The sequence below is a fragment of the Tersicoccus solisilvae genome, from assembly GCF_014643255.1.
Lineage (GTDB): Bacteria > Actinomycetota > Actinomycetes > Actinomycetales > Micrococcaceae > Tersicoccus > Tersicoccus solisilvae.
Genome location: NZ_BMJI01000026.1, coordinates 1 through 12,849 on the forward strand (window position 1 = coordinate 1; position 12,849 = coordinate 12,849).

The following is a 12,849-nucleotide window of genomic DNA, read 5'->3' on the forward strand; positions in this document are numbered from 1 at the left end:
TGGCTGCACTTCTACAATCACCATCGACCCCACACCGCAACCGGAGGCCAACCACCCATCACCCGACTGAACAACCTCCCTGGACATCACATCTATCGACGAGCTGGCGTTCGTCGTTCCGGGCGGGTGCTACGGGGAGGTGGTCTCCACGGCGACGGTGGCGGCCTCGTCCTCGAGCGTGTCCAGGTTCCGGTGGCGGGTCTCCCGGGTGAACCACAGGGCGATGAACGTCAGGGCGCCCATGAACGCCAGGTAGATGCCGACCCAGCCGACGCCGACGCTCTGCACGAGCGCGTCCGCGACGAACGGGGTGATCGCGGCGCCCAGGATCGAGGCCACGTTGTAGGCGATGCCGGAGCCGGTGTACCGGGTGTTGGTCGGGAACAGCTCGGGCAGCACGGCGGACATCGGGCCGAAGGTCAGACCCATCAGTGCCATGCCGATGCACAGGAAGAGCAGCATCAGGCCCATGTTCGCGGACGCTCCGGTGCCCATCACGTCACGGCTGAGGAACAGGGTGAACGTGAAGCCGAAGACGATGATGAGGCCGGTGATCACCAGCAGGGTGGGCCGGCGGCCGTAGCGGTCGGCGAGCCAGCCGGAGATCGGCACGAACGCGGCGAAGAACAGGATCGCGACCAGCTGCAGGACCAGGAAGTCGCGGTAGCCGATGCCGAGCTTGCCCTGGGCGGTCGAGCCGATCGCGTAGGAGAGGATCCACGTCGTCATCAGGTAGAAGACGCCGTAGGTGGCCAGCATGATGAAGGTGCCCTGGACGACCTGCACCCAGTTGCGCCGGAAGACGACGCCGAGGGGCGCCTTGACCTTCTCACCGCGCGCGACGGCGCGGGCGAAGACCGGGGTCTCCTCCAGCTTGATCCGCACGTACAGGCCGATCGCGACGATGATGATCGAGAGCAGGAACGGCAGGCGCCAGCCCCAGGTGAGGAACGGGCCGTCGAACAGCGGCTTCGTCGAGTCGTGACCGAAGAGCAGGGTCAGGACGAGGAAGAGGCCGTTGGCGAAGAAGAAGCCGATCGGGGCGCCGAGCTGCGGCCACATGGCCGCCCAGGCCCGTTTGCCCTTGGCGGCGGTCTCGGTGGCCAGCAGGGCCGCGCCGGACCACTCACCGCCCAGCCCGAGCCCCTGCGCGAAGCGCATGATCGCCAGCAGCGCGGGCGCGAACACGCCGATCTGCTGGTAGGTCGGCAGCAGGCCGATGAGGAACGTCGCGATGCCCATGGTCAGCAGCGACCCGAGCAGGGTGGCCTTCCGGCCGACCCGGTCCCCGAAGTGGCCGAAGAGGATGGAACCGATCGGCCGCGCGACGAAGGCGACGCCGAAGGTGGCCAGCGACGCGAGCACCGCGGCCCCCTCGTTGCCCTTCGGGAAGAAGAGCAGCGGGAAGACGGAGATCGCGGCCGTCGCGTAGACGTAGAAGTCGTAGAACTCGATCGACGTGCCGACCAGGCTCGCCAGGATGATGCGCCGACGGGGGACGGTGGGGGCGTCGACGTCGCCGGTGGCGGCGGGATGCGACGAGCCCGGAAGTGATGTGGACACGGGTGCTCCTTGTGCGAGTGAGACGCAGGAAATCTACGCCCTGGACCACATCGCGGACAATTGCGTCCGCCATCCGGACAGCCATGGACAGTGCCGCCGCGGTCGGTGCGAGCCGGCGGGGGCGACGGGACCGGCCGGCACGACCGGTCAGTCGGCGATGCTCGCGATGACCGCCCCGGCCGCGACGGTGGCCCCCGGCGCGGTCGTCAGCCCGGAGACGGTGCCGGACTTGTGCGCGGTCAGCGGCTGCTCCATCTTCATCGCCTCGAGCACGACGACCAGGTCGCCCTCGCTGACGGTGTCCCCGTCGGCGACGGCGACCTTGACGATGGTGCCCTGCATGGGCGAGGTGAGCGCGTCCCCGTTGGCGGCCGGCGTGGCCGCGGACCGGCTGCTGCGCGGCTTGCGGGACGCGCGCACCGCCGTCGACGCGGACTTGACCGTCGAGGAGATGAAGGAGGGCAGGACGACCTCCAGCCGTTTGCCGCCCACCTCGACGGTGACGCGCTGCCGATCGTCCTCGGCCGTCTCGGTCCCGGCGTGGCCGTGCGGCGGGATGGTGTTGACGAACTCCGTCTCGATCCAGCGCGTGTGCACGCGGAACGGGGAGCCGTCGGTCGGCGCGAACGCCGGGTCGGCGACGACCGCGCGGTGGAACGGGGCGACGGTCGGCATGCCCTCGACGACCAGCTCGGCCAGGGCGCGGCGTGACCGCTCGAGCGCCTGCTGCCGGGTGGCGCCGGTGACGATGAGCTTGGCGATCATCGAGTCGAAGTTGCCGCTGACCGTCTCACCGGACTCGACGCCCGAGTCGACCCGCACGCCCGGCCCGGACGGGAACGAGAGCGCCGTCAGCGTGCCCGGTGCGGGCATGAAGTTCCGGCCCGGGTCCTCGCCGTTGAGCCGGAACTCGAAGGCGTGCCCGCGGATCGGCGGGTCGTCGTAGCCGAGGGCCTCGCCCCGGGCGATGCGGAACTGCTCGCGGACCAGGTCCAGACCGGCGACCTCCTCGGAGACCGGGTGCTCGACCTGCAGGCGGGTGTTGACCTCGAGGAAGGAGATGGTGCCGTCCTGGCCGACGAGGAATTCGCAGGTGCCCGCGCCCTCGTAACCGGCCTCCGTGAGGATGGCCTTGGACGCGGCGTACAGGCGGGCGTTCTGCTCGTCGGAGAGGAACGGGGCCGGCGCCTCCTCGACCAGCTTCTGGTTGCGCCGCTGCAGCGAGCAGTCGCGGGTGGAGACGACGACGACGCTGCCGTGCGCGTCCGCGAGGCACTGGGTCTCGACGTGCCGCGGGGCGTCGAGGAAGCGCTCGATGAAGCACTCGCCCCGACCGAACGCGGCGGTGGCCTCGCGCACCGCCGACTCGTACAGTTCGGGGATCTCCTCGCGCGTGCGGGCGACCTTGATGCCGCGGCCGCCGCCACCGTGGGCGGCCTTGATGGCCACCGGCAGGCCGAACTCGTCGGCGAACGCCACCACCTCGTCGGCGGAGCCCACCGGGTCCGCGGTGCCGGGCACGAGCGGGGCGCCGACCTTCTCGGCGATGTGCCGGGCGGAGACCTTGTCCCCGAGGGCGGCGATCGCGGCCGGCGGCGGCCCGATCCAGGTCAGGCCCGCGTCGATCACCGCCGCGGCGAACTCGGCGTTCTCCGAGAGGAACCCGTACCCGGGGTGCACGGCGTCGGCGCCGGACTGCCGGGCGACGTCGAGCAGCTTGGTGATGACGAGGTAGGACTCGGCAGCCGTCGTCCCGCCGAGGGCGTAGGCCTCGTCGGCCAGGCGCACGTGCAGGGCGTCCCGGTCCGGGTCCGCGTACACCGCCACCGAGGCGAGGCCCTCGTCCCGGGCGGCGCGGATGACGCGAACGGCGATCTCCCCACGGTTGGCGATGAGGACTTTCGAGATGGCTCGTGACACGGGACGTGAACTCCTTCGGTGACCTTCGGGAACCCTATCGCTCTTGGTGGCTTCGACCTACGGATCACCGGGTCCACGCGTTGCGGGGCCCGGATCGTTGTGGGATCCCTACAACTGGCCGCGGCGGTGCCCCCTCACCTCCAGAGCGCGGTGATGTCCTCGCCGAGCCGGTGCAGGAGGGTGCGCAGGGTGGTCACGGAGAGGCCGATGACGGCGTGGGGATCGCCGTCGACGCGTCGGATGAACGCCGAGCCGCGCGAGTCGATGGTGAAGGAGCCGGCGACGGCGAGCGGCTCGCCGGTGGCGACGTAGGCGGCGATCTCCTCCGCCGTCATGGACGCGAAGTGGACCTCGGCGCTGGCGATGGCGCCGGCGGCGGCCTGGCCGTTCGTCCCCGCGGTGGGGCCGTCCGCGTCGCGCGGTGCGGCGGAGCGGGTGTCGATCAGCCAGTGCCCGGTGTAGAGCGTCCCGGAGCGGCCGCTCATCGCGGTGATCCGTGCGGTGGCCCGCTCGGGGGTGTGCGGCTTGCCGTAGGCGACGCCGTCGAAGGAGAACACGGAGTCGCAGCCGAGCACGAGGACGCCGGCGTCGTTCCCCTGCGTCAGCGTCGCCGCGACCGCTTCCGCCTTGGCCCGGGCGAGCAGCAGGGCCGTCTCGGCCGGGTCGGTGACGCCGTGCCGGGCGACGACGGCGTCCTCGTCGACGTCCGAGACCCGGATCCGGTGGGCGATGCCGGCGTCGGTGAGCAGCTTGGTGCGGGCGGGGGATGCGGAGGCGAGGATCAGGTCGGGCATCCGCTCAGCGTAGCCGGGAGGGGTGAGCTCGCATCCGTGATGGTTGCCGACCGGCCCGGCAACGAGAACGGGCCGGGCCGCCCCGCGAAAGGGACGGCCCGGCCCGTGCCGGTGAAGCGGGACGCTCAGCTGCGCGAGCCGACCAGGCCGGTGCGCTGCCCGTCACCGGTGGACTCGGCCGGGGTGTCCACGGTCTCGTGGGCGACGTCGCGGACGTCCTCGGTGAACGGGTCCCCGGTGCGCGGCGCGTTGTAGAGCGTCTCGTCGAGCATGCCCTGGCGCTTGGACACGATCGTCGGCACCAGCGCCTGACCGGCGACGTTGAGCGCGGTGCGGCCCATGTCGAGGATCGGGTCGATCGCCAGCAGGAGGCCGACGCCGGCCAGCGGCAGGCCCAGGGTGGACAGGGTCAGCGTGAGCATGACGGTCGCGCCGGTGGTGCCCGCGGTCGCGGCGGAGCCGAGCACGGAGACGACGACGATGAGCAGGTACTGGCCGATGTTCAGGTCGACGCCGAAGAACTGCGCCACGAAGATCGCGGCGATCGCCGGGTAGATGGCGGCGCAACCGTCCATCTTCGTCGTCGAGCCGAGCGGCACGGCGAACGACGCGTAGCCGGAGGGGACGCCGAGGTTGCGCTCGGTGACCCGCTGGGTCAGCGGCATGGTCCCGATCGAGGAGCGGGAGACGAAGCCCAGCTGCACGGCCGGCCACACGCCGGAGTAGTACTGCTTGACGCTCAGGCCGTGCGACTTGACGAGGATCGGGTACACGACGAAGCCGACCAGGGCCAGGCCGACGTAGACGGCGACGACGAACATGCCGAGGGAGCCGATCGTGGTCCAGCCGTACTCGGCGACGGCGCGGCCGATCAGGCCGATGGTGCCGATCGGCGCGAGGCGGATGATCCACCACAGCACCTTCTGGATGACGGCCAGGGCCGACCGGGTGAAGTCGAGGAACGGTTCGGCGGGCCTGCCGACCTTCAAGGCGGCGATACCGACGGCGATCGCGATCACCAGGATCTGCAGCACGTTGAAGTTGACGGCCGTGGTGGCGGCGCCGTCGGTCATGGTGGTCTTGGCGCCGAGGCCGAGGAAGTTGCCCGGGATCAGGCCCTGGAGGAACGCCCACCAGTCACCGGTGTTGCCCGTGTACTCGGCCGGCGGGGCGGCGCTGGCGGTCGACCCGGGCTGGAGGAGCACGCCGAGGCCGATGCCGATCACGACGGCGATCAGTGCGGTGATGGCGAACCACAGCAGGGTGTTCCAGGCCAGGCGGGCGGCGTTGGAGACCTGCCGGAGGTTGGCGATGGAGCTGACGACGGCCGTGAAGACCAGCGGCACGACGGCGGCGGTCAGCAGGGAGACGTAGTCCGCGCCGATGGTGTGCAGCGTCGCCATCAGCCAGTTCGGGGAGGTCTTGGGGTCACCGCCCATCGCGCGGGCGACGAGGCCGAGGCCGAGGCCGACCACGAGCGCCACGATGATCTGCGGGCCGAAGGACGTCATCCACCGCGGCAGGGTGCGAGTGCGGCGATCGGCCGCAGAAGTCTGGGAAGTCACCGGAAGAGAATAGTCGACGCTATATATCAAAGTACAGGGAACATGTCGAATTATGACGTCGACTGCGTCACACGGTCGCCGGAACCGATAACCCCGGCGTCGCCCGTTCCATTCCCGACCCCGCGCCAGCCCATGGGCCAGGTCGTCAATAGATGCACATGATCGGGGCCCGGAGGGCCCGGATCGTGCATCTATTGACGACCTGGCGAAGGGGGAGGGGGGTCAGGGGGTGGGGAGGAGCGCCCGGCGGAGCGTGTCGAGGCCGACCGAGCCGAGGGAGAGCGCCCGCGTGTGGAACGCCCGCGGGTCGAACGCGTCGCCCTCGCGGGCCCTCACGTCGTCGCGGATCTGCTCCCACAGCCGCTGCCCGATCTTGTAGGCCGGCGCCTGCCCGGGCCAACCGAGATACCGGGTGAACTCGAAGTCCAGCTGGCCTTCCGAGATCGCGATGTTCTTGCGCAGGAACGCCCGGCCGGCGTCGGCGGTCCACGTGCCGGATCCCCAGCGCTCCGGCACGGGCAGCTCGAGGTGGACGCCGAGGTCGAAGACGACGCGGGCGGCGCGCATGCGCTGCGCATCGAGCATGCCGAGCCGGTCGCCCGGGTCGTCGAGGTAGCCGAGGTCGGCCATCAGCCGCTCCGCGTACAGCGCCCAGCCCTCGCCGTGGCCCGACACCCAGCACGCGCTGCGCCGCCAGTCGTTGAGCACATCCTTCTTGACCGTCTGGTAACCCATCTGCAGGTGATGGCCGGGCACCCCCTCGTGGTAGACGGTCGTCTTCTCCTTCCACGTGGTGAAGCTGGTCTCGCCCGCGGGCACGGACCACCACATCCGGCCGGGCCGGGAGAAGTCGTCGGCGGGCGGCGTGTAGTAGATGCCACCCTCCTGCGTGGGGGCGATCATGCACTCGAGGGTGCGCATGATCTCCGGGATCTCGAAGTGGGTGCCCGCCAGAGCGGCGACGGCCTCGTCCGAGGTGGTCTGCATCCAGGCGCGCAGGGCGTCGGTGCCGTCGAGCTGGCGGGCCGGGTCCGCGTTGAGCACGTCGATCGCCTCGGGGATGGTCGCGCCGGCGCGGATCTGCCCGGCGACCTCCTCCTGCTCGGCGATGATCCGGTCCAGCTCGGCGACGCCCCACGCGTAGGTCTCGTCCAGGTCGACCGCGGAGCCGAGGAACTCCCGGGAGTGCAGGGCGTACCGGTCACGGCCCACGGCGTCGCGGGCGGGTGCCTGGGGTCGCAGCTCGGTCGCCAGGTAGTCCCGCAGCTGCGCGTACCCGGCGCGGGCGGCGTCGGCGCCGCGCTGCAGATCGGACGCCACGGAGTCGGGCAGCTCGCCCTCGCCGGTGCGGGCCCCGGCCACCAGGGTCGCGAAGTACCCCTCGTCGGCGAGGTAACGGCCGACCTGCTCGATCACGGTGTCCACCTGCCGGACGGCGGCGACCTGCCCGCGGCCGGCGGCGTCGCGCAGGGAGGCGACGTACCCGTCGAGGGCGGCCGGGATGGTGGCCAGCTTGCCGGCGATGTGCGACCAGTTCTCGGCCGTGTCCGTCGGCATCAGGTCCAGGACGCTGCGGATCTCCTGCGCCGGGGAGGCGATGTTGTTCAGCTCGCCGACGTCGTGACCGGCCTCGTGGATCTCCAGTTCCAGGCCGAGGCGCTCGCCGAGCGCGTCGAGCGTGACGACGTCGACGTCGTCCTCGGGGCGCAGCTTCCTCGCGGCCTCCAGGGTGGCGCGGGCGGCGTCCGCGGCGGCGCGGTAGCCGTCGGGAGAGTAGTCGCGGTACTCGGTCTCCCGGCCTGGCTTGCCCATCATGGTGGCGAAGGCGGGGTCGAGGTCGAACAGCGTGCGGGTGTAGCTGTTCGCCAGCTCGTCGAGCGGGGTGGGGGTGCGGGTGGCGTCGTCGCCTGTGGTGTCGGTCACGGAGTCGAGCCTAGTGCCGACGGCCGCACCCCCGTGACGTGCCGGCTGGCCGGCCGGGGGCGGGTTCACCAGCCCCCGGCCGGCCAGCCCTCCCGTTCGACGAACGGCATCCCGTCGACGCCACCGGCCGCGATGTCCGCACGGGCCAGGTCCGTCCCGACGGTGCCGTGCAGGAGACTGTGCGCCCGGTACCGCGGGCCCGGGCTCGGTTCCCCGCCCGGCCGTGCATCCGCCGCGGGGGCGGGCGCGCGGCGCAGGAGCGCGGCCGCTCGCCCGAGCCACCGCTCGTCGTCGACCTCACGGGCCAGGCGGGCCAGGGCGTAGGCGCGGCCGGCCGCACCGCAGCAGAGCGTCGCCGTGGGGCGGGGCGGATCCTCCAGCACCGCCCACCCGGACCGCAGGGCCCGGTCGAGAGACCGATCGTCGCCGTAGCGGCGGTGCGCGGCGGCCCACAGGTGGACGTGGCCGGCGGCACCGTTGCACCAGCTGGCGGCCAGGTCCGACCCGACGTCGTCGTCGTTGCGCCGCGGCCAGCGCAGGACCCGGCCGTCGGGACGCCCGAGTGCGGCCAGCTGCTCGAGGCGATCGGGCAGGCCGTCCGGGACGGGCATGTCGGCGGCCTCGCACCACGTCAGGGTCGCGTACAGCAGGCCCGCCCAGCCGTGGCCCAGGCCGAGCAGCCGCAGCTCCGTGCCGGCCGCCACGGGCGGCTGCCGGTCGATCATCTCCCACAGCTCGCCGACGAGCCGGTCACCCTGCGCGCGCAGGCGGACGGCGGGATCACCGGGCGGGCACGTGTCCAGCAGCAGGGTGGCGCCGAGCAGCAGCCCGGCCCGGCCGAACAGGAGATCCCAGTGCTCCGGTTCCCGGGTGGACTCGAGGAACGCGTCGACGGCCGTGAGCTGGCGCGCCGTGTCGCCGAGGGCGTGCGCCACCAGCGCCTGCACCACGTCCACGCCCGCGCGTGCATGGAACAGGGACGTGCGGCCGAGGGTGTCCGCCTCGACGCCGAGATCCGTGGCCCAGAACCCGTCGTCCGTCCGCCGTGCACCGGCGGCCCGGGTGGCCCACAGGTCGGCGCCCGCCAGGTCGGTCGGCCGGCCGCTGCGGCGGGCCGTGCGCAGCACCGCGTAGGCGAGGCCGGCGGCGCCGTGGACCACCGACGCGCGCGGTGGGGGCAGGGTGCGCGGGGGCGGCGGGTCGACCGCGCTCGCGCCGGCGTCCACCCAGCGGCGGACGGCGCCGTCGGGGTCGTTCCCGGGTCGCGTCGCGGTCGGACCACCGTCCCCGTCCGCGCGGCCCGCTGCCCGGAAGGCCCTCACCAGCTCCGACGCCGACGGCCAGCGGTCCTCGGGCCGCTTCGCGAGGGCCCGCAGGACGACCTGCTCCACGGCGGGCATCCCCGTCACCCCGTTGCGGGCGAACGGCAGGGGTGGATCCTCGGTGAGCTGCCGGATCATCTCGGGCCGGTGCAGGGAGAAGGCGTGCGTCGGGTGGCCGGTCAGCACCTGATAGAGCATCACCCCGAGGGCGTAGATCTCGGCCGGGACGCTGGGTCGGGGCCGCACCGGCGAGCCCGACCCGGCACCGGCGGACGCGATCTCCGGGGCCTGGAACATGTCGATTCCCCCGACCAGCGCGGGCCGGGTCGAGTGCACGGGGACCGCGAGACCGAGATCGAGCAGGGTGACGTGCCCGGTCGCGTCCACCATGATGTTGCGCGGATGGACGTCCCCGTGCAGCAGCCCGTGAGTGTGCAGGCGGGCGTACGCGGCGATCACCCGCTCGCCGAGGGCCAGCAGCTCGGCCCGTGCCTCGCGGCCCCCGAGAGCCCGCACCTGGGCGGCGGCCTCGTACAGGTCGCTGCCGTGCAGCCAGACGGTGGCCAGATACGGCCGGTCGTCGACGTCGCCGGACCGGACGAGGCGCGGGGCGACGTCACCGTCCAGTCGGCGCAGGATGGCCTCCTCGTTCGCCAGGGCGGCGAGGATCTGCGCCGTCGCCGCCGGCCCGGCGATCTTGACGGCGACGTCCGTGCCGTCCGGCCCGGTGGCGCGGTACACCTCGGTGTCGTCCAGGACGTGCACGACCTCGACGATGCGGAGGCCGGCCAGGTCGGCGCCCGGGGCGAACGTCGGGTCGACCGGCCGGTCGGCGTCCGAGCCGGCCGGTACGAGCAGCCGGTCGGCGACCAGGGCGCTGAGGGGGCCGAATGCCGCCTCGAGGACGGCGCGCGGGTCCCCGCCGTCGGCGGCGGTGTAGATCAGCACCGCGTCGACGATGCGCGTGGGGGAGCGGAATCGCTCGAGCAGTCCGGCCAGGGTCCGGTCCACCACCGTCGACGGCCGCCGGGTGCGCGGCCGGGTGACGACGTAGTCCGACGGGTCACCGCCGAGCCGCTCCCGCAGGTCGAGCGGCAGCGCGGCGACCGGGTCGACGGAGACGCCGGGGGCGAGCACGAACGGGTCGTCGAACCGGGACCACGGGCGGGCGTGGTCGTCGCGCTCCCCGTCGTCCCGGGGTGCTCCCGCGGCCCGAGCGCCGTCGGCATCGGCCGCGTCCTCGGCGATCACGGGTCCGCCCACGTCGTGTCGGCCGGGATCCACGTCGTCGTGTCCACCCCGCTCAGCCGCATCCGCGCCAGCGCGAACCGCCAGGGGGCGGCCCCGTCCCCGGCGTCGGCGGCGGCCTTGAGGTGCTCGGCCAACCGCTCGGCCAGCCACATCCGCCAGCTGGTGCGGCGGAGCGGCCCGCCGGCCCATGCCGCCGGGGGGTCGACGCCGGCGGACAGCAAGCCGTCACCGGTCACGCGGGCAGTGAACGGGACGGGGAGGGCGGGGCAGCCGGCGATCCGTTCCGCCAGCGCCCAACCGAGCGCCTGCAGGTCCTCCGGACGCGCGGCGTACAGCACGATCTTGTCCGGCCGGCAGAGCCCGGCGACGCCGGCGCCCACCTTGAACCCGGTGCACCCCGACGTGCCGGCCACCAGTGCGACGACCTCGGGGAGCACGTCCGCCACCCGGTCCACCGTCGGGCTGACGTAGAGCTTGGGCGTCATCGCCGTCGACCGCGGATCGCGCACCGAGACCGTCGTGCGCAGCCACTGCCACCAGGCGGGCCGATCCCCCGGTGCCGGCACCGGCGACCACCCCGGGCCGAGGCGGCGCTCGACGGCACCGGTGCCACCCAGCCCCAGGCGGTCCCGTACGCGAGCGGGTGGCCCCCACCGGCGGACCAGGGCCGGAGTGACGGGCTGACGGCCCCACGTGTAGAGCCGCTGCGCGAGTGCCGCCTCGTCGAGCCAGATCAGCTGCTCGGCGTACCGCAGGGCCGCGACGGCGAGATCCGGGGGTCCGTCCGCGCCCGCACCGGCTGCCGGATCGAGGCCGAGCGCAGCGAGAGCGGCGGGGCCGTGCACGAAGGCCGCCCCGTCCCGCACCTGCAGCACCCCGTCCAGCACCAGGCGCCGGACGTCGTCGGCCAGGTCCGGCCCGGCCGCCCGCACGGCGTACCCCGGCACCGGCCCGGCGGTGCGCAGGGTGAGCAGCAGCAGCGCGGTCTCGGTCGAGATCGCGCGCGGGGCCAAGCCGGATCCGGGGCGCGGGACCAGCTGCCCGTACGCATCCGCCCCGGCCCCGGCGTCGTCGGGGGCCGCCGCGTCGGCCCTGATCTCGTACCCGGGATTCAGCCGCAGGACCCACTGCCGGATCGCCGGTCCGGGCGGTCCGGCGCCGTCCCCGGTCACTCGGGGCGCTCGGCGAGCTGCTTCTCGATCTGCGTGACGTCCTCCAGCCCCGCCCGCACGTGGCGGATCATGGCCTGGGACAGCCCCGCGGCGGTCTCGGCCTGCTTGAGCTTGAGTTCGAGTTGCTGCCGCAGCAGGGGCAGGTCCTCCGCGTCGAGCACCACCGGGTCGCCGCGACCGGTGATGTCGACGGGATTGACGATCGGGCTCAGCAGGTCGTCCCACGGGTTGAAGAAGTTGCTGGGAACTCCACAGGGCGGGGGCGGCGGCGGGGGAGGCGGCGGAGGCGGCGGGCAGACGGCGGACTGCGGCGAGTCGCTGCAGCCGCCGTCGCACGCCGCCAGGACCGACCCCGAACCACCACACGGGATCTGGACTCTCAATCGGTTGGCTCGGAAGGGCATCGGATCCTCCTGGTCACGCTCGCGACGAGCACGCTCGCCGATCTGCTCACTGATGGGGTGCGGCGGGCGAGGGGGACTCGTCCGCCGGGTCGAACCCGGCGAGGTGCACCCGGGTCCGGTGCGGCGTCTCGGCCGACTCGCCCGTGGCGTGCCGGCCGCGGACGTAGTCCTTCTGCCAGCCGTCCGCTCGCTGGATCAGGAAGTCGTGGCGGGACCGTGCCCACGCGAGGTGCCGCCGGTGCAGCTCCGGGTCCGCCTCGACCGGCATCATCACCGGCCGGAACTCCTCCAGCGCCGCCCGCGGCTGCGGCACGATCATGCAGATCGGCTCCCCGATCTCGAACCGGACGGGGACGCCGGGGGCGGTGAACTTCCAGTTCATGGTGAAGGTCGAGGACGACCAGTCCGTCTCGACCAGGCCCTCCAGGGGCGCGATGCCGTGCTTCGGGCTGTTGGCCGGGCCGCGGACGAGCAGGTCCCAGCCCACCGGCGTGCGGAAGAGATAGGGGATGCTCCAGGTGAGGATGCCGTAGCCGAAGAAGCTGCCGGCCAGCGGCCACTGACCGTCGTCGTAGGAGACCTCGACGCCGCGTAGCGCGTCGTCACCCGACCACCGGGCGGTGAGGCCGGCGTTGTTCAGCAGCACCCAGCCGGACTGGTTGGCCATCAGCAGCGGCAGGCAGCGGCTGGCGAAGTGCTGGTCGGTCGCCGCCATCCAGTCCCGTCCCGCGGCCGCGGGCGCGAGGGGAAGCGCCGAACCCCCGAGCCGGTAGGCGATCAGCGGGGCGGTGACGCCGGTGGTGGGCCGAGCGGTCGCAAGCGGGAACCCGGCCGGCTCGGTCGCCGGTCCGGTCCGCGCGGGCGCGGTGGAGGGGGAGGAGTGAACCCTCCCGGGCAGGTCCACCTCTCCATCATCCGCGCGCGGAGAACCGGTG

At 73.1% G+C, this 12,849-nt stretch carries 9 protein-coding genes; all 9 read right to left on the reverse strand.

The features are described from left to right. Window positions 1-129: 129 nt before the first annotated feature. Window positions 130-1,563: an MFS transporter gene (locus IEX22_RS14180; protein ID WP_188669056.1), complete on the reverse strand. Its 1,434-nt coding sequence runs from the start codon at window positions 1,561-1,563 to the stop codon at window positions 130-132. 147 nt (window positions 1,564-1,710) lie between these two features. Continuing rightward, the gene (locus IEX22_RS14185; protein WP_188669057.1) at window positions 1,711-3,483 is read right to left on the reverse strand and encodes an acetyl/propionyl/methylcrotonyl-CoA carboxylase subunit alpha; all 1,773 of its coding nucleotides are present in this window, start codon (window positions 3,481-3,483) and stop codon (window positions 1,711-1,713) included. 134 nt (window positions 3,484-3,617) lie between these two features. Beyond that, window positions 3,618-4,277 (reverse strand): Maf family protein, encoded by a 660-nt coding sequence (locus IEX22_RS14190; protein ID WP_188669058.1) that lies wholly within the window; start codon window positions 4,275-4,277, stop codon window positions 3,618-3,620. A gap of 125 nt (window positions 4,278-4,402) precedes the next feature. Beyond that, on the reverse strand, window positions 4,403-5,788 hold the full coding sequence (locus IEX22_RS14195) for a dicarboxylate/amino acid:cation symporter (RefSeq protein WP_188669077.1): 1,386 nt from the start codon (window positions 5,786-5,788) through the stop codon (window positions 4,403-4,405). Between the two features lie 276 nt (window positions 5,789-6,064). After that, window positions 6,065-7,765 carry a DUF885 domain-containing protein gene (locus IEX22_RS14200; protein WP_229660065.1) on the reverse strand — a complete coding sequence of 567 codons (1,701 nt, stop codon included), beginning with the start codon at window positions 7,763-7,765 and terminating at the stop codon, window positions 6,065-6,067. Window positions 7,766-7,830: 65 nt separating this feature from the next. Beyond that, window positions 7,831-10,371, reverse strand: a complete 2,541-nt coding sequence (locus tag IEX22_RS14205; RefSeq protein ID WP_188669059.1) for a lanthionine synthetase LanC family protein — start codon at window positions 10,369-10,371, stop codon at window positions 7,831-7,833. After that, window positions 10,335-11,510 carry a hypothetical protein gene (locus IEX22_RS14210; protein WP_188669060.1) on the reverse strand — a complete coding sequence of 392 codons (1,176 nt, stop codon included), beginning with the start codon at window positions 11,508-11,510 and terminating at the stop codon, window positions 10,335-10,337. The genes IEX22_RS14205 and IEX22_RS14210 overlap by 37 nt, the downstream gene beginning before the upstream one ends. Next, window positions 11,507-11,914, reverse strand: a complete 408-nt coding sequence (locus tag IEX22_RS14215) for a hypothetical protein (protein WP_188669061.1) — start codon at window positions 11,912-11,914, stop codon at window positions 11,507-11,509. The genes IEX22_RS14210 and IEX22_RS14215 overlap by 4 nt, the downstream gene beginning before the upstream one ends. 46 nt (window positions 11,915-11,960) lie before the next feature. Next, window positions 11,961-12,818 (reverse strand): DUF6065 family protein, encoded by an 858-nt coding sequence (locus tag IEX22_RS14220; RefSeq protein WP_229660066.1) that lies wholly within the window; start codon window positions 12,816-12,818, stop codon window positions 11,961-11,963. Window positions 12,819-12,849 lie beyond the last annotated feature (31 nt).